At 66.3% G+C, this 26,125-nt stretch carries 25 protein-coding genes; 7 read left to right on the plus strand and 18 right to left on the minus strand.

The features are described 5' to 3' along the window. Window positions 1-6 precede the first annotated feature (6 nt). The 11 genes from xrtA to ASD73_RS08330 form a co-directional block, all read right to left on the minus strand. Window positions 7-1,485, minus strand: coding sequence for an exosortase A (xrtA, locus tag ASD73_RS08280; protein ID WP_056371380.1), 1,479 nt, complete (start codon window positions 1,483-1,485; stop codon window positions 7-9). After that, window positions 1,482-2,687: a TIGR03087 family PEP-CTERM/XrtA system glycosyltransferase gene (locus ASD73_RS08285; protein ID WP_056371382.1), complete on the minus strand. Its 1,206-nt coding sequence runs from the start codon at window positions 2,685-2,687 to the stop codon at window positions 1,482-1,484. Before ASD73_RS08285 ends, xrtA begins: the two co-directional genes overlap by 4 nt. After that, window positions 2,687-3,736, minus strand: coding sequence for a FemAB family XrtA/PEP-CTERM system-associated protein (locus tag ASD73_RS08290; protein ID WP_235534242.1), 1,050 nt, complete (start codon window positions 3,734-3,736; stop codon window positions 2,687-2,689). The genes ASD73_RS08285 and ASD73_RS08290 overlap by 1 nt, the downstream gene beginning before the upstream one ends. Further along, window positions 3,733-4,593 carry an XrtA system polysaccharide deacetylase gene (locus ASD73_RS08295; protein WP_056371385.1) on the minus strand — a complete coding sequence of 287 codons (861 nt, stop codon included), beginning with the start codon at window positions 4,591-4,593 and terminating at the stop codon, window positions 3,733-3,735. Before ASD73_RS08295 ends, ASD73_RS08290 begins: the two co-directional genes overlap by 4 nt. A gap of 45 nt (window positions 4,594-4,638) precedes the next feature. Continuing rightward, window positions 4,639-5,922: an XrtA/PEP-CTERM system-associated ATPase gene (locus tag ASD73_RS08300; protein ID WP_056371386.1), complete on the minus strand. Its 1,284-nt coding sequence runs from the start codon at window positions 5,920-5,922 to the stop codon at window positions 4,639-4,641. Window positions 5,923-5,944: 22 nt separating this feature from the next. Further along, the gene (locus ASD73_RS08305) at window positions 5,945-7,654 is read right to left on the minus strand and encodes a hypothetical protein (protein WP_235534244.1); all 1,710 of its coding nucleotides are present in this window, start codon (window positions 7,652-7,654) and stop codon (window positions 5,945-5,947) included. Further along, a complete protein-coding gene (locus ASD73_RS08310; protein ID WP_056373381.1) occupies window positions 7,654-8,679 on the minus strand; it encodes a P-loop NTPase in 1,026 nt (341 codons plus the stop codon). Before ASD73_RS08310 ends, ASD73_RS08305 begins: the two co-directional genes overlap by 1 nt. Before the next feature lie 14 nt (window positions 8,680-8,693). Further along, the gene (locus ASD73_RS08315) at window positions 8,694-10,238 is read right to left on the minus strand and encodes an XrtA system polysaccharide chain length determinant (RefSeq protein ID WP_056371391.1); all 1,545 of its coding nucleotides are present in this window, start codon (window positions 10,236-10,238) and stop codon (window positions 8,694-8,696) included. A gap of 46 nt (window positions 10,239-10,284) precedes the next feature. Next, the gene (locus ASD73_RS08320; RefSeq protein ID WP_056371393.1) at window positions 10,285-10,941 is read right to left on the minus strand and encodes an XrtA/PEP-CTERM system exopolysaccharide export protein; all 657 of its coding nucleotides are present in this window, start codon (window positions 10,939-10,941) and stop codon (window positions 10,285-10,287) included. 173 nt (window positions 10,942-11,114) lie between these two features. Next, window positions 11,115-12,344 (minus strand): pyridoxal-dependent decarboxylase, exosortase A system-associated, encoded by a 1,230-nt coding sequence (locus ASD73_RS08325; protein ID WP_056371395.1) that lies wholly within the window; start codon window positions 12,342-12,344, stop codon window positions 11,115-11,117. Next, complete coding sequence (locus ASD73_RS08330; protein ID WP_056371397.1) at window positions 12,341-13,873, minus strand: acyl-CoA ligase (AMP-forming), exosortase A system-associated; 1,533 nt, start codon at window positions 13,871-13,873, stop codon at window positions 12,341-12,343. The genes ASD73_RS08325 and ASD73_RS08330 overlap by 4 nt, the downstream gene beginning before the upstream one ends. A 35-nt stretch (window positions 13,874-13,908) precedes the next feature. Here ASD73_RS08330 and ASD73_RS08335 point away from each other — a divergent pair, with 35 nt between their 5' ends. The 4 genes from ASD73_RS08335 to ASD73_RS08350 are packed head-to-tail and all read left to right on the plus strand — an operon-like array spanning window position 13,909 to window position 16,626. After that, a complete protein-coding gene (locus tag ASD73_RS08335) occupies window positions 13,909-14,898 on the plus strand; it encodes a GNAT family N-acetyltransferase (protein WP_056371399.1) in 990 nt (329 codons plus the stop codon). Then, a complete protein-coding gene (locus tag ASD73_RS08340) occupies window positions 14,895-15,161 on the plus strand; it encodes an acyl carrier protein (protein WP_056371401.1) in 267 nt (88 codons plus the stop codon). Before ASD73_RS08335 ends, ASD73_RS08340 begins: the two co-directional genes overlap by 4 nt. A gap of 14 nt (window positions 15,162-15,175) precedes the next feature. Next, window positions 15,176-15,844 (plus strand): hypothetical protein, encoded by a 669-nt coding sequence (locus ASD73_RS08345; protein ID WP_056371403.1) that lies wholly within the window; start codon window positions 15,176-15,178, stop codon window positions 15,842-15,844. Further along, window positions 15,829-16,626, plus strand: coding sequence for a hydrolase 1, exosortase A system-associated (locus ASD73_RS08350; protein ID WP_056371405.1), 798 nt, complete (start codon window positions 15,829-15,831; stop codon window positions 16,624-16,626). Before ASD73_RS08345 ends, ASD73_RS08350 begins: the two co-directional genes overlap by 16 nt. Here the strand turns inward: ASD73_RS08350 and trxB are convergent. Continuing rightward, a complete protein-coding gene (gene trxB / locus ASD73_RS08355; RefSeq protein WP_056371408.1) occupies window positions 16,623-17,588 on the minus strand; it encodes a thioredoxin-disulfide reductase in 966 nt (321 codons plus the stop codon). The genes ASD73_RS08350 and trxB overlap by 4 nt on opposite strands. 93 nt (window positions 17,589-17,681) lie before the next feature. Here trxB and ASD73_RS08360 point away from each other — a divergent pair, with 93 nt between their 5' ends. Further along, on the plus strand, window positions 17,682-18,305 hold the full coding sequence (locus ASD73_RS08360; RefSeq protein WP_056371410.1) for a class I SAM-dependent methyltransferase: 624 nt from the start codon (window positions 17,682-17,684) through the stop codon (window positions 18,303-18,305). Window positions 18,306-18,457: 152 nt separating this feature from the next. Then, window positions 18,458-18,754 (plus strand): hypothetical protein, encoded by a 297-nt coding sequence (locus tag ASD73_RS08365; RefSeq protein ID WP_056371412.1) that lies wholly within the window; start codon window positions 18,458-18,460, stop codon window positions 18,752-18,754. Window positions 18,755-18,815: 61 nt separating this feature from the next. Here ASD73_RS08365 and trhO read toward each other — a convergent pair whose 3' ends face one another. From trhO to ASD73_RS08395, 6 genes are all read right to left on the minus strand, one after another. After that, window positions 18,816-19,541, minus strand: a complete 726-nt coding sequence (trhO, locus tag ASD73_RS08370) for an oxygen-dependent tRNA uridine(34) hydroxylase TrhO (RefSeq protein ID WP_082521440.1) — start codon at window positions 19,539-19,541, stop codon at window positions 18,816-18,818. A gap of 28 nt (window positions 19,542-19,569) precedes the next feature. Further along, on the minus strand, window positions 19,570-21,585 hold the full coding sequence (locus tag ASD73_RS08375) for a GMC family oxidoreductase N-terminal domain-containing protein (protein ID WP_056371413.1): 2,016 nt from the start codon (window positions 21,583-21,585) through the stop codon (window positions 19,570-19,572). A gap of 95 nt (window positions 21,586-21,680) precedes the next feature. Further along, window positions 21,681-22,304, minus strand: coding sequence for a DJ-1/PfpI family protein (locus ASD73_RS08380; protein ID WP_056371416.1), 624 nt, complete (start codon window positions 22,302-22,304; stop codon window positions 21,681-21,683). Between the two features lie 29 nt (window positions 22,305-22,333). Then, window positions 22,334-22,828 (minus strand): hypothetical protein, encoded by a 495-nt coding sequence (locus ASD73_RS08385; RefSeq protein ID WP_056371418.1) that lies wholly within the window; start codon window positions 22,826-22,828, stop codon window positions 22,334-22,336. Window positions 22,829-22,895: 67 nt separating this feature from the next. Further along, on the minus strand, window positions 22,896-23,318 hold the full coding sequence (locus tag ASD73_RS08390) for a VOC family protein (protein ID WP_056371420.1): 423 nt from the start codon (window positions 23,316-23,318) through the stop codon (window positions 22,896-22,898). Between the two features lie 197 nt (window positions 23,319-23,515). Then, window positions 23,516-25,609 carry a malate synthase G gene (locus ASD73_RS08395; RefSeq protein ID WP_056371422.1) on the minus strand — a complete coding sequence of 698 codons (2,094 nt, stop codon included), beginning with the start codon at window positions 25,607-25,609 and terminating at the stop codon, window positions 23,516-23,518. A 214-nt stretch (window positions 25,610-25,823) separates the two neighbouring features. Between ASD73_RS08395 and ASD73_RS08400 the strand changes: the two genes are divergently transcribed. After that, window positions 25,824-26,123, plus strand: a complete 300-nt coding sequence (locus ASD73_RS08400) for a hypothetical protein (protein WP_056371424.1) — start codon at window positions 25,824-25,826, stop codon at window positions 26,121-26,123. The last annotated feature ends 2 nt before the right edge of the window (window positions 26,124-26,125 follow it).

Raw genomic sequence — 26,125 nt, forward strand, 5'->3', positions numbered from 1 at the left:
CGAGGCCTAGCGGGTTTTGAGCGCGCGGTCAGCCATCGCGTTGACTCCGCCCGACGCGGAAACGAAATCGACTATCGCATTGCGCCCGCCCCGGCGCTCCTCGCTCGATATAATCAAAGACAGCGCGCGCGGGTCGCCGCCGAGCAACCGCGCCTTGAGCCCCGCGAGCTTGGCGCCGCGCGGACTGCCAGTCACCTCGCCATCGACGACATACCAGGTCGCCGCATCGCGCAGCACCGGGCCGGGATGCAGCAGCCGCTCGGTCTTCGCGCCCTCAATCGCGAGCAGCGCAGCGCTCCACGCCCATTTGCTATCGGGGTCGATCGCGCCTTGCCCGAAGGCAACGACCTCGCGCCCCTCCGCCTGGTGCTCATACCCGCCGATCGCGACGGTCACCACCTGCCCCCTGTCGTTCGCGAACTGGCGCAGCAGCCGGTGATCGGCGCCATCGAAGCGCGGCTGCCATTCCATGGTTTCGACGCGCGCCTCGCCCCATCCCGGCGGTGCTTCGACCGTCAGCGTATCGGGTAAAGGCGCGCTGCGCCCGCCGACAAATATCCCCCAACCGGCAAAGAGCAACGGCACCGCGAGTGCGACCGGCAGCACCGCTTTCGCTGGCCCGGCAAAGCGCGGCGCCCCGCCCAGTCCGCGCACATCGACCGCAGCGTCGTTCGCCGGCCGGTCGAACCAGCGGCGCGCGACGAGCATGATGATCAGGATCACGGCGCCGAAGAAAAACCAGCCGTAAAAGACATGGTCGATCCCGCCCGCCGCCTCGATCCCCCAGATTTCTGCCGCGACCATCGTGCCATAGGCGCGCAGCGCGTTGGCAAGGATCGTCGTCGCGAGCGCAGCAACGACAAAGACGATCCGCCGCTTCCAGCTACGGAAGCACAGATGCACCGCGAACACCGAATAAGCCAGCATTGCGATCAGGAAATTGACCCCCGAGCAGGCTTCGGCGACCTCGAAGAAACCGGCGGGCGTCGTGATGAACACGCCCTCCATTTCCGCAGGGATGCCCGAGAGGTGGAGCAGGACCATGCTCATATGCGCGGTGAACGTCTGGAGCAGCGGCACCAGTTCCTCGCCGAACGGCACGAGCAGCAGTGCATAGCCCAGCGGGAAGAGCAACGCGCGCACGAGCTTTTCGCCGAGCGTTACCGCGACCGCACCCTGCAACATGAGAACGAGACCCAGTTGGCGGAACAGGCCGACCCCTGCGGCCTCGCCAACCAGCCACGCCAGCCCCGCGCCCGCCATCCACAGGAGCGCGGGCCACCAATAGGCCGGCGTCAGCGGCCGCAGGAGCGCCATCCGCTGCGACACCAGCCACCCGATCATCGGCACGATCAGCAGGCAGTGGGTGAAGGTCGAGCTGTTCCACCAGATACCCGCCACGTCGGCCGCCTCGCGCCAGAAGATCGCGAAGATCGCCGCTGACAAGAAGGCGAGCGCCGCAAGATGGCTTTGCCAGCGCGTCATGCGGACAGCCCCAGCAATTCTCCGAGCGGCGCGAGACGCGCGTCCCAGCCATAGCGCGCGATCATCCGCGCGCGCGCCGCTTGACCAATCGTTGCCGCCGCGGCTCGGTCGTCGAAGAGCGAGCACACCGCATCGGCCATCGTGGCCGCATCGCCGGCGACGAGCAGATGCTCGCCCGGTGTCGCGTCGATCCCCGTGGCGGCGGCGGCACTCGCGACCACCGGACGCGCCATCGCCATCGCCTCGAGCAGCTTATTCTGGACACCGCGCGCGAGCAACAGCGGCGCGACCACGGCATCGGCGGCGGCGAGCCACGGCCGCACGTCGGGAACCTCGCCGGTGACCTTCACGCCAGGCATTTTTTCAAGCGAGCGTACCTCGTCGACCGGTGCACGACCGACGATTGCGAAGCTTGCTTGCGGGTGACGCTGACGGATGAGCGGCAGGATGTCATTTGCGAACCAGCGCACCGCATCGATATTGGGGCGGTAATCCATCTGGCCGGTGAAGACGGCAAGCGGTCCTTCGCCTGCCTCGACCGCGTCGAGCCGGATCGCCGGGTCGAACCGGTCGGTGTCGATGCCATTCTCGACTGCGCGCACCTTGTCTGCACCGAGTTCGCTCTGCTTACGAAACAAGGCCGCCTCCGCCTCACTCACGAACAGGCTGGCATCGACGCGGCGTGCCACCGCCGCCTCATAGGCGCGCAGCACGCGAGCCTCGCGCGCATGGACCCAGCTCAACGGCTGGCGTTTGTCCTGCTCGGCGTAGGTGGCGAATTTGGCGGAATCAACGTCGACGAAATCCATCAGGACCGGGCCATCGAAGCAGGCGGGCAGATATTGCGCCATCTGGCCGGAGAAGGCTACGATATGACTGATATCGCCTTGCGCCAGCAACCCTTCGACATAGCGCTGCAGCACGGCATTGCGGAACAAACGGTTCGATACCGGCTCGCCGCTGCGCACCGCCCCCATCAACGCCAGCGGACGCGAAACCTTACGCACTTCGATCGCCAAACTTTTGCAAAGCGGCGCCATCTTTTCGCGAGCGATGGCGGCGTCTTCCGCATTATCGGCGAGCGCCGCGACATGCACGGGCGCGAGCTTTGTCAGCGCCTCGAACATATGCCAGCTGCGGATCCGGTCGCCGCGGTCGGGGGGCCAGGGCGCGCGGTGAACGAGGAACAGGATTTCGGGCACTAGCCGAGACCGCGGGCGATCAGCGGGCCGATGCGGTTCGCCGCCCACAGCGGCAGTTTTTTCCACAGGTCGACTTGCAGCCGGTATTTGGCGCTGTTCGGGTTGGTGTCGCGCGCGGCTTCGCCCGGCGCGAGCCAGCGGGCGTAGGTGAGCGGTTGGGGTTCGAAGCCCCAGTTCTTCTTGTAGGCGAAGGGGCCGGTGCCGAGTTTCGAACGGCCGAAATCGAAGCGGGTGCAGCCCTTGGCGCGGGCGTGGCGCATCAGGGCGAAGTACATGAGTTCGTTGGCGCGGAGGCGGCGGGCGTCGACGGTGCCGCCGCCCCAATAGGGCATGACGGTGCCGCGCCAGTACAGGCTGAGGACGCTGGCGACAACTTCACGATCGTTGCGCACATTGAGGATGTCCGCGTCGTTGCCGAAAGCATCAATTACACATGAAAACAATGATTTAGGGAAAACTGGCGTGCCGAGGTTGCGGACGCTGGTCGCGTAGATGCGATAGTGGTCGACGCGGTCCTGTTCGGAGCGGCCGGTGGTGACGGTGAGGCCGCTTTCGAGCGCCTTGCGGACCTCCGCGCGTTGCTTGCGCGGGATGGCGAGGAGTTCGGCGTCGTCGTCGGCGGCGAGGTCGCGGGCGAAGCCGGCGTAGGTGCCCTCCTCGACTTGCCAGCCCGCGGGCTGCGGTCCGCCGCGCAGTTCGACCGACGGGACACCGAGCGACTTCGCCATGTCCGCCGCGCCCTGTGCGAGCGTTGCCGCGACCGCCGCATTGTCGGCGAGGATGCCGCCGTCCACCGCGAAGCCGCTGCCGACCAACGCCTGACCGAATAGAGGCGAGCGGACATGGTGGAGCGGCAGCAGGCCGGTCAGCGCGCCGCTCGCATCGCGCGCGGTGACGAGGTGGCAGCGGTGGCCGGTCGCCTTGGTGATCGCCTCGCACCAGGCGCGGGTGTGGAAGGGCGTCGCGTCGGGGTGCGCGGCGACATAGGTGTCCCACGCAGTGGCGTCGGACAGCGGTGCGGCGGTGAGGCTCGACACAGGCGCGTTCACGCCGCGGCGCGCCAGGGCTGCGCGCGCTGCTGCTGCGCGGGGAGCAGGGCGTCGGCGCGGGTCCATTCGAAATCGGCGAGCAATTTCTTCAGCTTGCCAGCCATCGCCGACAAGCCGCTGTAATGGCGGATCTTCGACCGGATCGGCGCATCGGCGACGCGCGGCTGGCCGGGGTCGATTTCCCATGGGTGGAAATAGAGGATCGCCGGATGCCCCTCTGCGTTCATTCGCGCGATCGCCCAGCGCGTGAAACCATAGGGCAGCATCCGCATGAAGCCGCCGCCCCCCGCCGCGAGCGTCCGCCCGGCAAAGCGCGCGGTCGTGACCGGCCATTCGACGAGGTCGCTGTCGGGAAGCGGGCGCCACGCATGGCGTGGGCTTTGCGGCCAGCCATAATGATCGTGGACCACCGGCGCGACGCTCGACGAATAGGCATAGCCCTGTTCGGCGAGCACCGTATGCGCCCACGGCGTGCGCGTATCGACCGAGAAGCTGGGCGCGCGATAGCCGCGGATCGCGACACCGCCGAGGTCTTCGAGGATCACCTGTGTCTGCTTGAGGTCGGCGGCGAATTCGTCGGCGGTCATATTGAACACGCGCTTGTGATCGTAGCCGTGGCTGGCGAGTTCGTGCCCCGCCGCGACGATGCGCTTGATCAGCGCGGGATAGCGTTCGGCCACCCAGCCGAGAGTGAAGAAGGTGCCCTTGGCGCCGGCATCGGCGAAAATCTGCAGCACCGCGTCGCAATTCGCCTCGACGCGGCATTCGAGGCTCGGCCAGTCGGCGCGGTCGATCGTGCGCTCAAAGGCGCCGACCTGGAACCAGTCCTCGACATCGACCGACAGGCCGTTCTGCATTTTTCCTCACCTTCATCAGCGAGATAGCCGATTTTGGCCGGGTTGTCAGGCAGCCCAGGTCCGCGAATTCTGCGGGTTGGGGGCATTGTCCGGATCGCGCTCGACCCATTCGATCAACAGGTCGAGCACGCGGCGGAGCGCGGCATCCTGTTCGACAAGCCGCGCCTCGAGCGAGGCGATCTGCTTTTCGAGCGCCGCCAGATGTTCGGGGTCGATCGCGGGTGCCGCCGGAGCGGGTGCGTCGGCCGCGGCGTCGGGCGCGAGTTCCAGAACCTCGGCCTCGGGCTCCACCGGCTTCGGCGGGGTCAGCGTGACGACGCGCGCCGGTTCGGCGGGCGCTGCGAAGGGCGGAGGTCCATCGGCGGCGGGCTCGGCGGCGCGCTGCGGCCATTCGAGCGGCGCTTCGTTGGCGGGCGTCGGAACGGCGAACGGCGCGGGGGTCGGTGCCACCGCAGCGGCGGCCGCCGCAACGACCTGGTCGACGGGCAGCGGTGCGAGTGTCGACGCGTCGATGCCGCGATCGGCCTCGATCTCGGCCACGACCGAACGCACATTCTGCGCGGTGATGCGGTGCATCTGTTCGACCGCGCCGTAAAGCAGCAGGCGGCTGACGAGCACGTTCAATTTGCGCGGCACGCCCTCGCTATAGTCGAAGATTTCCTCGAACGCGTCGGGGCTGAAGCTGGGGTTGCCCGTCCAGCCGACCTTGCCGAGACGATGGAGGATATAGGGTTCGACCTCCTCGGGCTCCATCGGATCGAGGTGGTGCGTCGCGATCACGCGCTGGCGGAGCTGTTCGAGCGCCGGCGAATGGAAGAGTGTCTGGCGGAATTCGGGCTGGCCGAGCAGGAAGATCTGGAGCAGCGAATGGCCGCCGAGCTGGAAGTTCGACAGCATGCGCAGCTCTTCGAGCGCCGAGATCGCGAGATTCTGTCCCTCGTCGACGATCAGCAAAGTACGGCGGCCGGCGCGCGCCTGTTCGCGCAGATATTGCTCCATCGAGCGCAGCAGTTCGGCCTTGCTCTGCCCTTCCCATTCGATGCCGAACTGTTCGGCGACGAGGCGGAGAAGATCGTCGCCCTCGACCTGCGTCGACACCAGCTTGACCGCGGTCAGGCGGTTGGCGTCGATCGTGTTCATCAGATGGCCGACGAGCGTCGTCTTGCCCGCGCCGACATCGCCGGTGATGACGATAAAGCCCTCGCCCTGCGCAAGGCCATAGCCGAGGTAGGACATCGCCTTCCGGTGGGTGCCGCTTTCGAAATAGAAATGCGGGTCTGGCGTCAGCTGGAACGGACGCCCGGTGAAACCATAGAACTGATCGTACATCACAAAAATTCCCGTTGCCTGGTCAGAAGTTGTAACGAAGTCCCACCAAAGCTGAACCGATAAGCTGACTGTTGAAGCCTTCCTGGTCGAAGGCGTTGAGGCTGGCCGCCGCGGTCCCCGTGAGACCGCGCCAGAAGCGCCGCGAATAGGATGTGGTCAGGCCGGCCGACTGGACATCGCTGGCGCCCGGCGCACCATTGTCGAAATAATTGACATAACCCGACAGGGAGAGGTCGGAATCGGCGTCGAGCTGACGCGCCGCCGACACGAAGAGATAATAATTCTCGTCCTTGATCCCGTTGAGATTGGCGATCGGCGACAGCAAGGGCGCGAGCAGCTTGCGCTGGTCGTAACCGAGGCCGACGCCGTAGCTCCATCCACTGAAGCGCGACGACAAAGTCGCCTGCACGCCGCGGCTGCGATATTGCGCCGACGTCGCGCTGCCGAGCTGGTTGCTGAGGCAGCCGCCGCCCTGCTGGCCGAAGACGCAGGGATTGACGTCGCCGCCGATCGGGTTGCGCGTCGGGTCGAACTGCGTCGGCAGCGCGGCGAGCCCGCTCGACAAGCCGCGGCCAAGGCTGGACAATCCGTCGTAGACGCCGACCTGGATCGAGGTCGCGTGATCGGCGCGATAGGTGAAGCTGCCGGTGTAGATGGTGTCGCCATAGCGGCGGCCGACTCTCGCCGTAAGGGAGGTGCGGCGGCTGGGCTGCCACATCACGCCGGCGTCCCAGATCAGCCCGTCGGTGTCGAACGACAGCTGGCGCGGGGTCGATTTGTCGGTGATGAAGCGGCCGCTCGCGTCGCGCACGGGGACACCATTAGCGTCGACCACCGGATTGCGCTGGCCGATCTCAATGTCCTCGTAGCCGACCCCGCCGAGCAGCGCGACCGTCGGGCCGATCGGCACCGTCACATCGGCGCGGGCATATTTGCCCTCGTAGCGCTGGTCGAGCTGGCTCGCATCCTCGCGCTCGTACCCGCCCGACACCTGCCATCCGAACGGCAAATCGCCGGGCCGTGCGCCGAGGCTGGCCCACGCGACATGGTTGGTCGAGCTGTCGAAAATATCCTGCGGCTGCGTGCCCGGCGACAGGATCGCGGGCTGGTCCACATCAACCTTGGTATAACCGAAGCGATAGCCAGCGCCGACGTCGAGCCCCCCGATGCGCCGCGCGAAGGTCGGACCGGCGTAGAGCGAATAGAGGTTCGCGACATTGCTGGCGTCGCCGATCAACAGACCGCTCGCGGCGCCCTGTCCGTCGGCGCGCGAGCGGGTGGCGAGCGCGCCGCCTTCGAGATTCAGGCCGCGCGCCGCCTCGATCCGTCCGCGGGCCAGACCACTGATCGTGTCCGAATCGCCGAGGCCGCCATTCCATCCGATGCGGTGTTCGTAGCGCAACGTACCCGCGAGTTCGGCGCGGTTCGTCACGATCGACGCGTCGACGCCGACCGCGAGGTTCGTATAGGTGAGGACGTCGCCGCCGTTCTTGAGGTCGGCGGTCAGCACCTGGCCGATTTCGAGATAGGGGCTGACGTCGACCTGACGCTGCGACCGGCGGCCTTCGGCGCGTTTCGCCGCGCGGCCTTCGGAGGCCGGTGCGCCGGCCGCAGGCGCGTTGCCGCTGCCCGTTCCGGGATCGCCCGAAAATTGCGCGTGCGCGCTCGTCGCCGTCCCGGCGAGCAAAAGGGCCGCCAGCGTCCCCATGGTACGCATGGTGGTGCTGCGCATCATGCGCCTCCCTGTCCGTAATAAGTCCCGAAGCGGCGGCCGCCCGGCGAAAATTTGACCCCGTTGAGGAGCAGCTGGATATGCGGACACGCTCCCATCAGGCCGATCGCGTCGCGCAGTGCGGATTCGAGCGTCTCGTCGGCGCGCACGACCATGATCGTCTGGCCGACATGCCCCGCGAGCACCGCGGCGGGCGATGCCGCGAGCACCGGCGGCGAATCGATGATGAGGATGCGGCCCGGCGCGCCGGCTTCGAGCTGCGCGAGCAAAGCCTCGGTCCGCGCCGAGGCGAGAAGTTCGGTGTCGTGCATATGCCCGGTGCCCGCGGGCATGACTTTCAGCCCCGAAATGTCGGTCTGGATCAGGCAGTCACCGAGCGGCAGATGCGGATCGGCGAGCGCGTCCATCAGGCCGGGGCCATCATCGAGCCCGAGCGCTTCGAGCACGCTGGGCTTGGCGATGTCGGCGTCGATCAGCAGCACGTCGTGATCGGCCTCGACAGCGAGGCTGAGCGCGAGATTGACCGCCGAGAAGGTCTTGCCCTCGCCCGGGTTCGCCGACGCAATCAGCACGCGGTGGCCGCGCGGCAGGATCGGGCGATTGCCGACGCCGCCGAAATTGCGGATCAGCTCGCGCTTCACGATGCGATATTCTTCGGAAATGCCGGTGACCGGGGTGCCGGGCACGATCATGCCGCGCGACGCGAGGCGCGCACGATCGATCGTTCCCTGCCGCGTCGGGACGACCGCGGGCGCCGCCTTGGCGACATCCTTGCGCGGCGACGGCTTGGGCGCCGCGGGCGCGGCCTCGACGACGGGCGCCGCCTCGACGACAGGGTCGAGGATTTCAGGCTGCGGCGCGTCCGCGGCGGGTTCCGGCTTCGCCATCTTCGTCTTTTTGGGCGCTTCGGGCGGCAGCTTCGACACGTCGATCGTCGGCGCATTGGCGGCGGGATCGAGGCCGAACATGTCGGCAGCGCGTTCGAGGAGCGAGGGCGGGCGCTTGACTTTGCGTTGGTCGTTCATGTCATCATCCCCCGTCACGCAACCATGCCGCGCTGGATGAATTCGACGACCAGCAGCAAGGCATAGAGGCCGACGAGCGCGCCCCCCCCACTCGCCAGCCAGACGAGTTTCTTGCGCCGGTCGAGATGGCGTTCAGCCGTCACGACTTCGGTAATCGATCCGATCACCGGCAGCCCGCTGGCGCGTTCGAGCTTCGCCGCGGTCGCATAGCTGGTGCGCACCTGGGCGAGACCGAAGGCGGCGCCGATGCCGCCGCCGATGCCCGCGAGCAGCACGAGCGTCAGGAACAGCGGCCGGTTAGGCGCGGCGGGGCTCGTCGGTTTCGACGGCGGGTCGAGCAGTTCGATCTTGATCGCGTCGGTTTCGGTCTGCACCTCGCCGCGCATGCGCACCTGTTCGCGCTGCGCGAGCAATTTGTCATACTGCGCCTTGAACGCGGTATATTCGCCGTTGATCCGGTCATATTCGGCGGCGATGCCAGGGTTCTGGATCTGCTGCGAGGTGATCTTGGCGATGTCGCCGGTGAGCTGCGCCTTGCGCGACGACAGCGCGCTGACCGTCGCCTGCCGCTCGGCGCGCATCGCGGACAGCGACGCATAGGCCGGGTTCTGCGAATTGCCGCCGCCACCCGCGCCCCCCGTGCCCTCACGGTCAGCCATGGCTTTCAGCGAGGCGATCTGGCTTTTGAGTGCGATGACGTCGGGGTGCGCGTCGGTCAGTCCGCGCGCGCGCATCGACGACAGTTCGTTCTGCGCACCGGCAAGCTGCTGGCGCGCGACGCCGCCGCCGACGCTGCCCATGCCGGGGATATTGATCGTCGCCGGAGTCGAGGAGAGCTGGCCGTTGGCGGCGGCGAGCTGCGCCTGCGCCGACACGAGCTGCGAATCGATCTGGCCGAGTTCGGCGCGCGCGGCTTCGACGCGCTGCGCCGGCGATCCGCTGCCGCCCGGGATCAGGCCGATATTCTGCGCCTCGAACGCACCACGGCGCGCTTCGACTTCGCGCAGCGCCTTTTCGCGGTCGGCGATCTGGGCGTCGAGGAATTTCAGCCCCTCGCGCGCGTTCATCCGGCCGCCGCGCAGCTGATCGTCGCGAAACACGGTGATCAGGCTGTCGAGCACGCCCGAGGCGAGCTTGGCATTGTCGGCATCGGACAGGCTGCCGACCGCGACGCTTGAGGTGATTTCGAAGATATTGTCCTGCTGCGGGATGACCTTGATATTCTTTTGCAGCATGCCGACCGCGCCGGCCTTTTCGCGCTCGTTCGCGCCGGGGGGGAGCAGGCCGGTGGTCGCCGCGACCTTTTCCATGTTGCGCGCGCTGGTCAGCGTTTCGCGAATCTGGTCGAGCTGCGGACGCCCGCCGCCAGCCTGCGCGTCGTCGGGCAGGATCTGGTTGACGTCGACGAGCAGGCGCGCGCGGCTGTCATAGCGGTTCGGGATCGACGCGATCGCCAGCCAGCCGAGGATGCAGATCCCCCACGCCACCGCCAGCACGAGCCACCGGCGCGTCCAGACGCTGTGCAGCGCTACCCGGAATTCGTCGTAAAGGCTGTTCATCGCTCGAAATCGATCCTTGGGAGATGGGTGGGTTGGCGGCCTGTGGTCAGAACATGCTTTCGGGAATGATGATCACATCGCCGGGCTGCAGCCGCACATTCGCCTTGATGTCGCCGCGCTTGATCAGGTCATTAAGCCGCAGGCCGAACTCCTGCTGCTTCCCACTGCCCTTGTCGAAGCGGACGAGTCGCGCTTTGTTTCCAGCGGCATATTCGCCGAGGCCGCCGACTGCAATCATTGCGTCGAGCACGGTCATGTTGGCGCGGAACGGGATCGACGCGGGTTTTTCGGTCGCGCCGACGATACGCACCTGCTGCGAGAAGGTGCTGTTGAAGCTCGTGACGATCACGCTGACGATCGGATCGGTGATATATTGGCTGAGCTGGAGCTTGATGTCCTGTTGCAGCATCGTGGGAGTTTTCCCCACCGCGGGCATGTCGGTGATCAGGGGGGTGGTGATGCGGCCGTCGGGGCGGACCTGCACCTTGCCGCCGAGTTCGGGGTTGCGCCATACGAAGATCTGGAGCTCGTCGAGCGGGCCGATGATATATTCCTCGCCCGGCCCTTCCTGATTCTGGACGAAGTTCGCGCTCGGCAGCTGCGGCGCGTTGCCGCCGGCGCCCATGCAGCCCGTCAGCGCGGTCGCGGCGATGCCCGACACGAGCGCGGCGCGCGCGATAAGGAGCGAGGGGAACGAAGCCATAATCCATCAACCTTTCGAGCCGTCAGGGGAACCGCGGTCCGGAAACTCCGCGGCGACAGCCATTGCGTCAGCTTCCGCCATTGCTCGAAAAGGGTGAACATAATGTTAGTATTGAACTAAGTTTGGACCGCGCTCGTCGCAAACTGTCCTGATAAGGAACAGATTCACGCAGCTCAGACGAGCATTTCGCGCGCCGGTCCCTGCCCCAGGAAGGTCGCGGGGCTCGCGCTCGCGCCATAGGCGCCGGCGAGGAAAATCGCGATGAGATCGCCGACCTCGGCGCGCGGCAGCGCGACCTGATCGCCGAGGCGGTCGAGCGGGGTGCAGAGGCAGCCGACGACCGAAACGGTTTCGACGGGCTCGCGGCCGAAGGCGCTCGCAACCGCGATCGGATAGTTGCGGCGGATCACGGTGCCAAAATTGCCGCTCGCCGCGAGCTGGTGGTGGAGGCCGCCGTCGGTGACGAGGAAGGTTTCGCCGTGGCTCGTCTTGCGGTCGACGATGCGGGTCAGATAGACCCCCGCCTCGGCGACGAGCCAGCGGCCGAGCTCCATCGCGAAATGGCTTTTTGCGAGAACCGGATCGCGCGCCGCCAGTGTCTCGCCGAGCGCGTCCCCGACGGCCCGCACATCGACCGGCTTGTCACCGGGGAAATAGGGCACGCCCATCCCCCCGCCAAGATTGACGAGCGGCGGGGTCTCGCCGATCTCGTTTGCGAGCCGCGCCGCGAGCGCGACCGTCTGCGCCTGCGTATCGGCGATCGCGGCAGCGTCAAGCGCCTGCGATCCCGCGAAAATATGGAAGCCCTGCCAGTCGGCACCCGTATCGATCAGGCGCCGCACCAATGCCGGAACCTCCGCGGCATCGACCCCGAAGGGCTTGGCGCCGCCGCCCATCTTCATGCCCGACCCCTTGAGGTCGAAGTCGGGATTGACGCGCACTGCGAGGCTGGGCGTGAGGCCGAGATGATCGGCGATCGACAGCGCGCGCACCGCCTCGCCCGCCGATTCAAGATTGAGCGTCGCGCCGGCGGTGATCGTCGCTTCGAGTTCGCGGTCGCGCTTGCCGGGGCCGGCAAAGCTGATGTCGCCCGCCGGCATCCCGCTGGCGAGCGCGGCCTTGAGCTCGCCGCCCGAGGCGACGTCGAAGCCGTCGACCAGCCGCGCCATGAAGGCGAGCAAGGGCGCGTAGGGGTTCGCCTTCATCGCATAATGGAGCTGCACCCCGCCGGGCATCGCGGCGCGCCATTCGGCGACGCGCGCGGTGAGCATCGCACTGTCGTAAGCGAACAGCGGCGTATCGCCCGCGACGTCGGCGAGCGCCTCGGCACGGTCGCCGCCGATGAGCAGCATTCCGCTGACATCGGCGCGGAAACCGGGCGGGATCGGGCCATGCGGTTTCATGCCGTCAACTCCTTGGCCCAATCGGCGGCAATCGCCACTCGGTCGAGCTTGCCATTGGGATTGCGCGGCAGGGCCTCGCGCCATTCGATCGCCTGCGGCTGCATGAAATTGGGCAGATTGTGACGCAGGTAGGCCGCCAGCCCTTCCGCATCGGCGACGCCGTCCTTGCCGCGCACGATCAGGATGATGGCGGCACCGAGCCGCGGATCGGGCACGCCGAACGCGACAGCTTCGTAGATCAGGCCCGATGCGACCGCGACATCCTCGACCTCGGTCGGGCTGACGCGATTGCCCGCGGTCTTGATCATCGCATCATCGCGGCCGACGAAATAGAGAAGGTGATTGGCGTCGCGGCGCACGGTGTCGCCCGACCACACCGCCATGCCGCCATAGCGCGACGCGCGCGGCGCGGGTTTGAAACGCTGCGCAGTGCGCTCGTCGTCCTGCCAATAGCCTTTGGCGACGAGCGGCCCGCAATGAACGAGCTCGCCCGGTTCGTCGTCGGTGGTGATCGTCCCGTCGGGCCGGCACACCAATATTTCGGCATGCGGGATCGCGCGGCCCATCGAGGTCGGATGATCGGCAACGAATTTCGGGTCGAGATAGGTTGAACGAAACGCCTCGGTCAGCCCGTACATCGGATAAATATCGGCAGCCGGAAATGTCGTCCGCATCGCGTCAATCAGCGACGGCGTGAGCGCGCCGCCGCTGTTGGTCAGGCGTTTCAGACAGGCGGCCGTTTCGGCGGGCCATTCGGCCTCGACCAATTGCACCCAAAGCGGCGGCACACCCGCGAGCGTCGTCGCCCCGTGCCGCGCCACCGCCTTCACGACGTCACGCGCGGTCAGATAGTCGAGCGGCGCAACCGCCGCGCCCGCATACCAGCTCGAAAGCAACTGGTTCTGCCCATAATCGAAGCTGAGCGGGAGAACGGCGAGCACGCGGTCGTCCGGAACGATCTTGAGATAGGAGGCGACGCTTTCGGCGCCGAGCCACAGGTTCGCATGGCTGAGCATCACGCCCTTGGGCCGCCCGGTCGAGCCGCTGGTGTAGAGGATGGCGGCGAGATCGTCGGGCTCGGCGATCGAGGGCGGCAGCCCCTGCCCGCCCGAATCAATCACTTCCTCGCCGACCTTCAGATCCTGCACCACGCATTCGCCGGGCAGGCCATCGCCGAGCATCTCGGCGCGCGCGCTATTGGTAACGAGCAATTTCGCGCCGCTGTCCGACAGGATATGCGTCACCTGCGGCCCCTTGAGCAGCGGATTGACCGGCACATGGATCAGCCCGGCGCGCGCCGCGGCGAGCGGCATCAGGCAGGCGAGCCGCGTCTTGGCGCTCCAGCTCGCGACGCGCTCGCCCGGACCGCCGGCTTGTTCGAGCAGCCATGACGCCAGCCGTCCGACGCCGGCGTCGAGTTCGGCGAAGGTCGTGACCCGATCGCCGATCAGCAGCGCAGCCGCGTCCGGCGCGCCGCGGCGGGCGAGATGGTCGATCGGCTTGGAAGATGTGTTTTCGGCTTTGGTCATCGGCTGTTAGGACAGGAGTGATAGAGGGCGGCACCATGCAAGGGAACGGTGAACATCACGCTAATGATGATACGGCGCATGCCGCAGGCTTCGCCGCGCCCTTCGATCGCGCCCTATGGTTCGATCTGCTGGCGGCGCACGGCTTTGCGGGTGCGGGCCGGTTCGATGCGCGCGGAGACGTCGGGACGACGACCGCCTGGCTGCCGCTCCGTATTGAAAAGCCGGGGCATCTGGCCGGTCTGACGAATTGGTACAGCTTTGCGATCCGACCGCTTTATTCGGGCGGCTACGACCATGATATCGCGCTCGTGCAGCTTTTTCACAATCTGCGGGGCCAAGCCGCACAGCTGTCGCTGCATCCGGTCCGCGACGATGAGCATCAAGACATCGTCGCGGCGCTGCGCCACGCCGGCTGGTGGGCGAAAGCGACGCTTGGCGGCGACCGGCATTGGCTCGATCTGGGCGAGATGGATCATGACGCCTGGTGGGCGAGCCGGCCCGGCGCGCTGCGCAATACCGTCCAGCGCAAGGCGAAGAAGGGCGTGGTCGATATCCAGCTGCTCACCGATTTCGATCCCGGAAGCTGGGCTGCTTACGAACAAATCTATGCCGCGAGCTGGAAGCCGGAGGAAGGCGACCCCGCGCTGCTGCGCGCCTTTGCTGAAATGGAAAATGCGCGCGGCACCTTCCGCATGGGGATCGCGCGCATCGATGGCATACCCGTCGCCGCGCAGTTCTGGACCGTCGAGGACGGCACCGCCTTCATCCACAAGCTGGCGCATGTCGAAGACAGTTTGAAAGCCTCGCCCGGCACCCTGCTGTCGGCGGCGCTGTTCCGCCATGTGATCGAAGTCGATGGCGTGAAGCGCGTCGATTTCGGCACCGGCAACGACGGATACAAGCGCGACTGGATGAACCGGCACGACCCGCTGTGGCGCATCGAGGCTTTCAATCCGTCGCGCGTCGCGGCATGGGGTCCGGCATTGAAGGCATTCGCCCGTTCGCTGCTCAGGAAAAACTCATGACCGAAGCCAACACCGTCGACGCCACTCTTCGCGCCCTGCTTGCCGACGTGCTTGGGCTCGGCGAAGCGCGCGCCGCCGCGCTGACCGAAGACAGCGGCCTGTTCGGCGAGCTGCCCGAATTTGATTCGATGGCGGTCGCGACGGTGCTGACCGAAATGGAAGACCGGCTGGGCATCCTCATCGACGATGACGAGATCGATGGCGAAATCTTTGAAACCTACGGAAATTTGCTCGCCTTTTCGCAGCGCAAAGTGACCGGCTGAGCCCGGATGCGCGCATGAGCGAACATCGATTGCGCATCGACCCCGCGGGCACGCCCCGCGCCACCATCCTGATCGTCCCGCCGCTGTTCGAGGAAGCGAACCGTACGCGCCGCACGCTGGTGCTCGCAATGCGCGCGCTGGCGACCGACGGGTTCGCGGCGGTACTGCCCGACCTGCCAGGGCAGAATGAGAGCCTTGTTCCGCTGGTCGAGGTCGATCTGGTTCGCTGGCAGGATGCGCTTGCCAAAGCCGTATCCGGAATCGCTGGCCCGGTGATCGTCGCTTCGCTCCGCGGAGGCGCGCTGATCGATCATAAGGCGAAAGCCGCGGCATGGTGGCGCCTTGCCCCCGTCGGCGGCGCGTCGCTGCTCCGCACGTTGATGCGCGCGCGCGTGAGCGCCGACCGTGAAGCCGGCATCGCCTCTTCGCTTGAAGGTCTTCAGGAAGAAGCGAAAACCGCGCCGCTGTTGCTCGCTGGCAATCGCCTGTCATCCGCCATGATCATGCAACTCGGCGCGAGCGAGGCTCAAGTGGTGGAGCCTCTGCGCAGCGCCGGCCTCGGCGCCGACGGCATCGCCGGAACGCCGTTGTGGCTCCGCGCCGAGCCGGGCGAGGATGCCGCGATGTCGGCGGCGATTGCCGCCGACATCGCGGCATGGAGCAAGACATGCGGCATCAGTTGAGTTTCGATTGCGACGGCGCGGCGCTCGCCGCGAGTCTCGACGACTCGCCGGGCACGACCGGGCTGCTGATCGTGTCGGGCGGCAATGAAATCCGCAGCGGCGCGCACCGCGGGATGGCGATGCTGGCGGCGCGGATCGCCGACGCGGGGCATCCGGTGTTTCGTTTCGACCGGCGTGGGGTCGGCGACAGCGAAGGCGCGAACGGCGGCTTCGAGGGCAGCGGGCCCGATATCGCCGCGGCGATTGCGGCGTTTCGCGAGGCGGCGCCGCACGTGAAGCGCATCATCGGCTTCGGCAATTGCGACGCGGCGAGCGCGTTGTTGCTGCATCAGCCGCTGGCGCTCGATGGGCTGATCGTCGCCAATCCGTGGACTTACGACAGTGACGCCGACGAAACCGAGGAGCCCGCGCTGCCGCCAGCTTCGGCGATCCGCGCGCGCTATCTGGCGCGGCTGAAGGATCCGAAAAGCCTGCTGCGGCTGATCAAGGGCGAGGTCGATTTTCGGAAACTGTTCCGCGGGCTTTCGGCGCTCAAGGCGTCTACGCCCACCGCCGCTCCCGATAGTCTCGCGGCGCGGATCGATCATGCGGTGGCCGAACTCGGTCCGCCCGCTACAATCCTGCTCGCGACCAACGACCGGACGGCGCAGGCGTTCATCGAAAACTGCCCGTCGGCGCTAAACCGCCTTCCGGTGGAACGTCTCGCCAGCCCGTCGCACAGCTTTGCCGGCGATGACGGCGCATGGTTGGCCGACCGGATTTTGGCGGTTCTTGCCGCTTAGGCCGTCGCCATCGCGTGATATTCGGCCTCGGCCAAGAACCGCTCGGCATCGAGTGCAGCCATGCAGCCCATGCCGGCCGCCGTCACCGCCTGGCGATACACCTTGTCGGCGACGTCGCCCGCGGCGAAGACGCCGGGGATCGAGGTCAGCGAGGTGCCGGGGGTGATCTGCAGATAACCGTCTTCGTCGAGCGGCAGCTTGCCCTTGAACAGTTCGGTCGCGGGGCTGTGGCCGATCGCGACGAAACCGCCGTCGGTGGGCTCGTGGCTCGCCTCACCGGTGACGGTGTCGATCAGGTCGACGCCGACGAGCCCCGACACGCCTTCGCCCGCGACGAACCGATCGACGCGCTTGTTCCAGAGGACCTTGATCTTCGGATTGACCATCAACCGATCCTGCAGGATCTTTTCGGCGCGGAGATGATCGCGGCGGTGGATCAGCGTGACGTCTTCACTGTGGTTGGTGAGGTAAAGTGCTTCCTCGACCGCGGTGTTGCCGCCGCCGATCACCACGACCTTCTTGCCGCGATAGAAGAATCCATCGCACGTCGCGCACGCCGACACGCCCTTGCCGCCGAGCTCCTGCTCGCCCGGGACGCCGAGCCATTTGGCCTGCGCGCCGGTCGCGATGACGAGCGTTTCCGCCATATAGACGTCGCCGCCGTCGCCGGTCAGCTTGAACGGACGGCGCGAAAAATCGACGTCGACGATCGTGTCCCAGATCATGGCTGTCCCGACGTGCATCGCCTGCGCGGTCATCTGTTCCATCAGCCAGGGGCCCTGCACGACCTCGGCAAAGCCCGGATAGTTTTCGACGTCGGTGGTGATCGTCAGCTGGCCGCCGGGTTGCAGCCCCTGCACCACGATCGGCATCATGCCCGCGCGCGCCGCGTAAATCGCGGCCGACAGGCCGGCGGGACCGGAACCGAGGATGAGCATCTTGGTGTGATGGACGGCGGGCATGACGATCTTTCGTTGGCGGTGCGGACAGGCACAGATGGGTGTTGCCATCTGCGCTAGCAAGGGTCACGTTCCGCGCCAAGGGGAGACTGGCGAATGGCAAGCTGGTGGGAACGTCATGGGGTGCCGCGGCTGATCAAATGCGCCTGTTCGCAGGGGCAGATCATGAAGGTGCGCAGCAAGGTCGTGCCGCATGCGCGGGGCCATGTACTCGAGCTGGGGTGCGGCGGCGGGATCAATATGGAATTTTACCGGCCGGGGCAGATCGACAGCTTCAGCGGGCTCGACCCGTCGCCCGAACTGCTAGCGATGAGCGTCGCGGCGGCGGCGGCGCGCGGGATCAAGTCCGATATCCGCGAAGGCGTCGGCGAGACGATGCCGTTCGAGAGCGGGCGGTTCGACACCGTCGTCACGACCTTCACGCTGTGCTCGGTTCACGATCAGGCGGCGGTGCTGAACGAAATCCGCCGCGTGCTGAAGCCCGGCGGGACCGCGCTCTTCCTCGAACATGGCGCCGCGCCCGACGCCACGGTCGCGAAATGGCAGCGGCGGATCGAGCCAATATGGAAACGCATCGGCGGCAATTGCCACCTGACCCGGCCGATCAGCGACGCCTATGAAAAGGCGGGTTTTGCGGTCGACCGGCAGGCGGCCGCCTATATCCCCAAAACGCCGCGGCCATTCGGCTGGTACGAATATGGCGAGGCGCGTCCTGCCTAGCGAAGAGAGGAATATCTCGTCGAATTTCCGTCGGGCAAGTTCGCCAGCCAGGCGAGCGACAACATCAATCGCCCGCTCAAGAACCCGCCCGCAGACATGCCCATCTTCTCGACCTCAGCCGTGGCACCGCCTTCCGCCCCCGCTTTGCCATCGTGTCGAATGTCCGCGTCGAATGCGTCAAGCTGACCGGACGCCTGGGGCTCAGACTACCCGACCAGCTGTTCCTGCGCTTCAACACGAGGCAGTGCTTTCCCGAGCGCAAGAGCGAGATTTATTCGATCAAGAAGGGTGAGAGCTGGGTGGCGTCCGAAAGCTTCGAGTTCGACCAGCCGGTGAGTTTCCAGCTGCGCGAGTTCGACCATATCGGCGATGCGCCGGGGAGGTTCGCCAGGACGCCTGATGGAGACGCGAGCGATTGCAAGGTCACTTATACGCTGACGGTCAGCTAGCGATGGGAAAGCCCCCCATCCATCCGGGATGACGACAGGAAATGGAGCAACGGCAGCTCGCCTATTCCTTCTCCCCCACCTCGACCAGCCCATGCCCGACGCTCACGCGCTCGTCGAAGACGAAGCAGCTGCCGTGCCAGCGGCTGTCGGTCTCGGGCACTTGCTCCAGATAGGCGAGGATGCCGCCCTTCAGGTGGACGACGTCTTCGACGCCTTCATGGCGCAGAAACGCCGTGGATTTTTCGCAGCGGATGCCGCCCGTGCAGAACATCGCGACGCGCTTGCCGGCAAAACGGTCGGCGTTGGCGCGCCACCAGTCGGGGAACTCGCCGAAGCTTTTCGTCTCGGGGTCGACCGCCCCCGCAAAGCTGCCATAGCCGACCTCGAAGCCGTTGCGCGTGTCGATCAACACGGTGTCCGGATCGTCGACGAGCGCATTCCAGTCGGCGGGGTCGACATAGGGCGCGGCGTCGCGCGCGGGATCGAGCCCCGGCACCTTCATCGTCACGATTTCCTTTTTCAGCCGCACCTTCATCCGCTGGAACGGCATCTCGGTCGCGGCCGAATATTTGACATCTAGTTCGGCGCAGTCGGGCAGGCCGCGAATATGGCCGAGCACCGCGGCGATGCCGGCCGCGGTTCCCGCGATTGTGCCGTTCACGCCTTCACGCGCGAGCAGCAGCGTGCCCATCACGCCGTGCGCCGCGCACAGGTCGATCAACGGCTGGCGCAGCGCGGCGGGATCGTCGAACGATGCGAAACGATAAAGGGCGGCAACCTGGAACATGGGGGCGCCATGTAGGCGCGATTGCGGCTTAGCGAAAGGGATCGTGCCGCCCGGTCGCATATTGCGCCATCGCCATCGTCGTCCATTGCGCGTTGACGCGGATGCAGCTGGGGAAGGTGCTCGCGTCGGTGACGAAGACATTGGTCGTTTCGTGGACGCGGCAGTCGAGGTCGACGACGCCGTACGCCGGATCCTCGTTGATTGCATTGCCGCCGTGCGGGTGGCTGCTCGACAGCGTGACATCGTCCTGTTCGCGGATCGCATCGCGGAAAAACGCATCGACATCCATGTCAGGTGTGATCTTTTGCCCCTTGGCCAGCGCGGGATAGCATTCGAGCGCGCCAGCGGCGAAATGGACCTTGGTCAGCGTCGCCATCGCGTCGCGCAGCACCGGCAGATCATCGTCCACGTCCAGCCGGAACTCCAGTTTTCCGTCCTTCACCTGCCCGCGCCGGTCGGCAGGAAAAAGGATGCCCGCCGAATGGACCCGGCCGAAATTCTTCATGCGCGTCGCATGGTCGCCGAACCAGCCGGGCATCAGCGACGCCATCGACATCGGCGGCTGAAAATGGCTTTCGAGCAGAAAGTCGCCGCAATCGACATAGCTCGACATCTGGTCCTCGTCCCACGCATCGCCGCCGACACGGTCGGGCATCAAGGCAACGACGGGCGAGGCGACGTTGAGCGACACCTGATAGCCGGTGCGGTCGATATCGCTGCGGTCGAGCAGCTTCGACGAGGCGATCGTGCCCGCGGCGACGACGACGCCGACGCGCGCGCGGACCAGCGTCTTCGATCCGTCGGGGAGAACCAGCTTCACCGCCTCGGCCTCGCGCCGGCCGTCATAGGCCGTCTGCCAGACTATTCGGTCGGCCTTTGTCCCCGGCAGGATGCGCGCGCCGAAATCGCGGCACGCCTCGGGCAGATAGGTTTGCGCGATGCCCATGCGGCGGCCATAGGCGCAGCCCGAATTGCAATAGCCGCAATAGGCGCAGGCGCTGGCCGTGTTCGGCGGGCCGAAATTCTTCGCGAACCAGTCGGCGATCGCGCGCTGGTCACGCGGGTTGGTCGACCCTCGCGCATAGGTGCGCCAGCCCTCGATCAGGTGCGGGCCGTTGTGGCGTCCGCTGCGCGGTTCGATCGGCGCGATGCCGAGCTTGTCACGCACCGCATCATAGCTTGCGTGAAAGGCGGCGGCGTCGATCGGCGCGCCGATGCTGGCCCATTTCGCGAGCACATCCTTCGCATCTGGATGCGTGCGCCCTGCCTCGTTGACGCGCAGACAGATGCCGTTGTTGATCGTCGACGATCCGCCGACGCAGCGCCCCTGAAACACCACGAAATCGCGGTTGGTCGAGGTTTGCAGCGCGCCATGCTTGTAGAGCTTGGCGATCATGTCGAGTTCGTGATGCGTGATCGCGTGGCTGGGATAGAAAGGCCCCGCCTCGACGATCAGCACCTTATAGCCCTGCGCCGCGATATTATACGCCGCCACCCCGCCGCCAGCGCCCGAGCCGATGACGATCACGTCATATTCGTCCTCGAGCGTCGACGCATCGAGGATATGCGCGGGGTCGATCTCGCGCCCGCGTACCGGCTCCAGCGGCACATCATAACTGCCGCGCTGGCGGAATTTGGGAAGGGTGAAGCCGATCTGACGGTGCACCGGGTTGTTGACGTTGGCACCCTGGTCGCCGGGTTCCAGCCCCGGCTGCCAATGTCCGTAGTAGCAGGCGTAGATGACGCCGCGCAGCCGCGCCATGTCCTGGAACAGGTCGATCTGGCTGTTCTTGAGGCGATCGGTCAGCCTCTCGACGCGGTCCGCGACATCATTCTCAGTAAAGAAGGGGCCGCCGAGTACCAGTTCGGTCGCGGTCAACGACAGGCGGATCTCGTCGAGCTTGGTGCCGCCGACCTTGTCGAACAAGTCGCAGACGTTTGCGACGACCTGATCGGCCGAAATCACCATCTCGGCTTCGTGGAACAGCGCCTCGGTCAGCGCCTTCAGAAATTTGAGCTGCCCGAAATTAAACGGTGCCGTCATCGCCCTGCCCCCGGTTTGCGCACGCCGCAAAATGCCGGATTATAGCAGGCCCGGGCAAGTTGTATTGTACGGGATCGCCAATCAGCGTCTGGACTCTAAGCGGTACGCGCGAGATTTTCTTCCGCAAGGAACGGCCGCACCGCCGCCATCGCGCGCGTCACATAATCCGCTTTCTCGCCGACCGGCGCAACATAGTGCAGCGCCTCCTCGGCCGCGGTAGTCCCGGCGAGACGCGCGATGATCCACGCCGCCAGATATTGCGAAGCGAGGCAGCCGCCCGCGGTCGCGACATTGCCATGCACGACGAAGGGCGCGTCGAGCACTTCGACCCCGGCCTCGATCACCCACGGCTTGGTCGTGAGGTCGGTGCAGGCGGGCAGATTGCCGACCAGCCCGAGCTTCGCGAGCAGCAGCGTCCCCGAACATTGCGCGCCGATCAGCTGGCGCGACGGGTCGAGCCGGATGCGCCCGAGCATCAGCGGGTCCGCGGCGATCTCGCGCGTTTTGACGCCGCTGCCGATGATCACCGCGTCGGCCTTTGCCACGAAATCGAGCGGTTGCTGGCGCTCGATCGTTACGCCGTTCATCGAGGTGACCTGCGGCGTCGGCGACGTGATGTGCGCTTCCCAGCCCTGCCCGCGCAAACGGTTCAGGATTCCAGCCGCAACGAACGAATCGAGTTCGTTGAAGCCGTCGAAGGTCAGCACCGCAATCTGCACGTCAAAACTCCCCTTGAAACGAGCGGCGCCTATACAGCGCCTTCGAAGATATCATCAACCCAGCGCGACCTCGCGGTGTCGTCGCGCGGCGACGCGAGGTAGCGGCCCCATGCTGCGCTCTCGTGCGCGACGATCCCGAGCTCCCAGACGCAGAAGGTCGGGCGCGGGGCGCCGGCGTCCGGCGGATAGGCCGAATCGAACGGCGCGAAGGTGGGCATGTCGCCATGGCGATACCAGACCGCTTCCCAGAGCTCGTTCGACCCGCGCCACACCGACACGAGCAGGAAATAGAAATCGGCGCCGCAGCGGTGGAGGATCACGAAGCCGCAATCGCCCGGCGCCACCGCCGCCGACGCTTGTTCGGCGAACCAATCTGCGCAGAGCTTTGCCACATCGTCCGGCACCGGCGCATCGGCGGTGGTCAGGTGATAGAGCTTGAGCGCCGCGCCGCCGGCCTCGACGAGCCCGCGAAATTCGGCGCGCTTGGGATAGTGGCGATAGGCAGGATCGACGGCGGCGGACATGTGCGAGACTCCTTTTGTTCACTATCTGTTCTATTCATTTTCCGCCGCGATGCAACCCTGCCGTCCGTCACAGGCCGAAGGTCACCAGCCCCTGCGCGTCGATCGTCCAGGCGGGATTCCACGCGATTTCCCATGCATGATCGTCGGGATCGGCGACATAGCCGCGATAGCCGCCGGGCGGCGGCACATCGGGGCTGCGGAGCAAAGTCGCGCCGGCCGCGCGCAGCCGTGCGATCGCGGCGTCGACCGCGGCCGCGCTTTCGACATTGTGCGCAAGTGTAAAGGCGCCCGGCCGGACGAGCCCGCGGCGGTTCATATCCTCCTCGAGCGATGATTGCAGGAAGGTGCCGAGCATGAGGCCGTTCATCTGGTAGAAGATGATCTCCTCATTCGCGAACACCGGGGTCCAGCCGAAACCCTCGACATAGAAGCGCCGCGAGCGCGCGAGGTCCGCGACACCGAGCGTGATGACCGAAATCTGTTGTTGCATGACACGACCTTTCGATGCGGCGGCACGGAAATGCGCCGCCGCTCCAGGCCATGGGGCTCGTCGCCGAAGCGGCTGCCAGGACCCGCGGATGCGGGGGCCGGGCCAACCGCACCGGCCTGTCCTTTTCTGACGTGGCGATCCTATCGCGGCAGCGGCGCATATTCAATCAGCGGCGGGACAGACGCCCCGCCAGCCGCTCAGGTCGCCTTTTTCGTCTGCCGATATTTGTGGAGCAGCGGCTCGGTATAGCCCGACGGCTGCGTCACGCCTTCGAAGATCAGCGCGCGCGCGGCCTGATATGCGATGCCGTCGGGTGTCAGTTTCTCGTAGAGCGCGTCGCCCGCATTCTGCGCGTCGACCTTCGCCGCCATGCGCGTCAGCGCGGCGTCGACCTGTTCGGGGGTGCAGACGCCGTGGAGCAGCCAATTGGCGAGCGCCTGGCTGGCGATGCGCAGCGTCGCGCGATCCTCCATCAGACCGACGTCGTCGATGTCGGGAACCTTCGAGCAGCCGACGCCCTGATCGATCCAGCGCACGACATAGCCGAGGATGCCCTGGCAATTATTGTCGAGCTCGCGGGTAATTTCTGCCTCGCTCCAGTTGCGGCCGGTGGCGACGGGGATGTTGAGCAGACGGTCGAGCGACGGCACCGCTTCGCCCGCGATTTCCCTCTGCCGCGCGAACACGTCGACCTGATGATAGTGCAGCGCGTGCAGCGTCGCGGCGGTCGGCGACGGGACCCATGCCGTGTTCGCGCCCGATTTCGGATGGCCGATCTTGGCGTCGAGCATGGCTTTCATCAGGTCGGGCATTGCCCACATGCCCTTGCCGATCTGCGCCTTGCCGCTGAGGCCGCAGGCGAGGCCGATGCGGACGTTGCGGTCCTCGTAGCTGGCGATCCAGTCGCTCGCCTTCATTTCGCCCTTCGGGATCATCGGCCCTGCGCGCATCGAGGTGTGGATTTCGTCGCCGGTGCGGTCGAGGAAGCCGGTGTTGATGAAGACGATGCGGTCCTTCACCGCCGCGATGCATGCGGCGAGGTTCGCGCTGGTGCGTCGCTCCTCGTCCATCACGCCGACTTTCATCGTGTGGCGCGCGAGGCCGAGCATATCCTCGACCGCGTCGAACAGCCGGTTCGTGAAGCCGCATTCCTCGGGGCCATGCTGCTTGGGCTTGACGATATAGATGCTGCCCGCGCGGCTGTTCCGGAGCGTGCCGAGACCCTTCAAATCGTGGAGCGAGCAGAGGCTGGTGATGACCGCGTCGCACAGCCCCTCGGGCGCTTCGGTACCGTTCGCCAGCTTGATCATCGGGGTCGTCATCAGATGACCGACGTTGCGCACGAACATCACGCTGCGGCCGTGGAGCGTGAAGGCTTCGCCCGACGGCGAGGTCCATTCGCGATCGGGCTCCATCGCGCGCGTCACTGTCTTGCCGCCCTTGGCGAAGCTTTCGGTCAAATCACCGCGCATCAGGCCGAGCCAGTTGGCGTAGCCGAGCGCCTTGTCCTCGCCGTCGACCGCCGCGACGCTGTCTTCGAGATCGATGATCGTCGTCAGTGCGGCTTCGAGCACGACGTCGGCGATCCCCGCGGGGTCGGTCTTGCCGATCGCGCTCGCGGGATCGATCACCAGTTCGATGTGCAGGCCGTTGTGGCGGAGCAGGATGCCGCCGGGCTTGCTGCCGACCCATTGCGCCGGATCGGCGAGCACGGGCTCGCCGCCCTGCCAGTCGGTCCAGCTCCCCGACGCGAGCGGCACCGCTTCGTCGAGAAACGCCTTGGCGCGCGCGATCACCGCGGCGCCGCGGCCGGCGTCATAGCCGCCGGGTCTGGCGGGCGGCGCGTCGAGCGCGTCGGTGCCGTAGAAAGCGTCGTAGAGGCTGCCCCAGCGCGCGTTGGCGGCGTTCAATGCGAAGCGCGCGTTGAGCGCGGGCACGACGAGCTGCGGTCCCGCCATCGTTGCGATTTCGGGATCGACATTCTGCGTGCCGACTTTGAAGGCTGCGGGTTCGGGAACCAGATAGCCGATGTCGCGAAGGAACGCCTGATAGGCCGCAGCGTCATGCGCTTGTCCGGCGCGCGCTTCGTGCCAGGCATCGATCTGCGCCTGCAAGTCCTCGCGCTTCGCCAGCAGCGCGACATTTTCGGGCGCGAATTTGCCGAGCAGCCCCGCGAAATCGCTCCAGAATTTGGCGGCGTCGAGCCCCGTCCCCGGCAGCGCGCGCTGCTCGATAAAGTCGGCCAGTCGCGAATCGACGGACAGGCCGGAGCGATCGAGAAATTCAGTCATGCAAGCACCCTCTGGTCGGCGCGGCTGCGCCAGTGGACCCGGGGAGGAAAGGGCCGTCGCCCTATGCCGCGATTGATTTCGATTGGCAATGGGCGGTGTTTCCCGCATAGGTTTTCAGCCGCTGCGCGGACTTTCGGCACTTGCCCACCGCGCCCGCATGTGATTATGCTGCATTGCACAATAAAACCTTTCTCCCCCGAACGGCTCTGAAACCATGGACGACACACGACTGAAATTGATGGAAGCAATCGCCCGCAAGCGAAAGGTGACCGCGCATTACAATGGGCAAGTCCTGACGCTGGCGCCGCATCTTCTGTTCGAACGGCGCGGCGATCTGTTCATCAGCGCGCTGAACCTCAACAAGAACTGGCGGTCGGACGAGGAGCCGCGGCTCGGCCATTTCAAGCTCGGCGGCCTCGCGTCGATCGAGCTGATCGAAGAAACTTTCGATCCGCTGCCAAACTTCGAAGCGGCGCCGCCGCAACCCGAAGACACGCCGCTACTCGCGGTCTGAAA

Source organism: Sphingopyxis sp. Root154, from assembly GCF_001427105.1.
Taxonomy (GTDB): domain Bacteria; phylum Pseudomonadota; class Alphaproteobacteria; order Sphingomonadales; family Sphingomonadaceae; genus Sphingopyxis.

What these genes read in the sequence shown, in the direction of transcription:
- xrtA (WP_056371380.1), bottom strand. Translation starts at nt 1,485, where the DNA reads ATGACGCGCTGGCAAAGCCATCTTGCGGCGCTCGCCTTCTTGTCAGCG.
- ASD73_RS08295 (WP_056371385.1), bottom strand. Translation starts at nt 4,593, where the DNA reads ATGCAGAACGGCCTGTCGGTCGATGTCGAGGACTGGTTCCAGGTCGGC.
- ASD73_RS08300 (WP_056371386.1), bottom strand. Translation starts at nt 5,922, where the DNA reads ATGTACGATCAGTTCTATGGTTTCACCGGGCGTCCGTTCCAGCTGACG.
- ASD73_RS08305 (WP_235534244.1), bottom strand. Translation starts at nt 7,654, where the DNA reads ATGCGCAGCACCACCATGCGTACCATGGGGACGCTGGCGGCCCTTTTG.
- ASD73_RS08310 (WP_056373381.1), bottom strand. Translation starts at nt 8,679, where the DNA reads ATGAACGACCAACGCAAAGTCAAGCGCCCGCCCTCGCTCCTCGAACGC.
- ASD73_RS08315 (WP_056371391.1), bottom strand. Translation starts at nt 10,238, where the DNA reads ATGAACAGCCTTTACGACGAATTCCGGGTAGCGCTGCACAGCGTCTGG.
- ASD73_RS08320 (WP_056371393.1), bottom strand. Translation starts at nt 10,941, where the DNA reads ATGGCTTCGTTCCCCTCGCTCCTTATCGCGCGCGCCGCGCTCGTGTCG.
- ASD73_RS08325 (WP_056371395.1), bottom strand. Translation starts at nt 12,344, where the DNA reads ATGAAACCGCATGGCCCGATCCCGCCCGGTTTCCGCGCCGATGTCAGC.
- ASD73_RS08330 (WP_056371397.1), bottom strand. Translation starts at nt 13,873, where the DNA reads ATGACCAAAGCCGAAAACACATCTTCCAAGCCGATCGACCATCTCGCC.
- ASD73_RS08335 (WP_056371399.1), top strand. Translation starts at nt 13,909, where the DNA reads ATGCAAGGGAACGGTGAACATCACGCTAATGATGATACGGCGCATGCC.
- ASD73_RS08340 (WP_056371401.1), top strand. Translation starts at nt 14,895, where the DNA reads ATGACCGAAGCCAACACCGTCGACGCCACTCTTCGCGCCCTGCTTGCC.
- ASD73_RS08345 (WP_056371403.1), top strand. Translation starts at nt 15,176, where the DNA reads ATGAGCGAACATCGATTGCGCATCGACCCCGCGGGCACGCCCCGCGCC.
- ASD73_RS08350 (WP_056371405.1), top strand. Translation starts at nt 15,829, where the DNA reads ATGCGGCATCAGTTGAGTTTCGATTGCGACGGCGCGGCGCTCGCCGCG.
- trxB (WP_056371408.1), bottom strand. Translation starts at nt 17,588, where the DNA reads ATGCCCGCCGTCCATCACACCAAGATGCTCATCCTCGGTTCCGGTCCC.
- ASD73_RS08360 (WP_056371410.1), top strand. Translation starts at nt 17,682, where the DNA reads ATGGCAAGCTGGTGGGAACGTCATGGGGTGCCGCGGCTGATCAAATGC.
- trhO (WP_082521440.1), bottom strand. Translation starts at nt 19,541, where the DNA reads ATGTTCCAGGTTGCCGCCCTTTATCGTTTCGCATCGTTCGACGATCCC.
- ASD73_RS08375 (WP_056371413.1), bottom strand. Translation starts at nt 21,585, where the DNA reads ATGACGGCACCGTTTAATTTCGGGCAGCTCAAATTTCTGAAGGCGCTG.
- ASD73_RS08385 (WP_056371418.1), bottom strand. Translation starts at nt 22,828, where the DNA reads ATGTCCGCCGCCGTCGATCCTGCCTATCGCCACTATCCCAAGCGCGCC.
- ASD73_RS08390 (WP_056371420.1), bottom strand. Translation starts at nt 23,318, where the DNA reads ATGCAACAACAGATTTCGGTCATCACGCTCGGTGTCGCGGACCTCGCG.
- ASD73_RS08395 (WP_056371422.1), bottom strand. Translation starts at nt 25,609, where the DNA reads ATGACTGAATTTCTCGATCGCTCCGGCCTGTCCGTCGATTCGCGACTG.
- ASD73_RS08400 (WP_056371424.1), top strand. Translation starts at nt 25,824, where the DNA reads ATGGACGACACACGACTGAAATTGATGGAAGCAATCGCCCGCAAGCGA.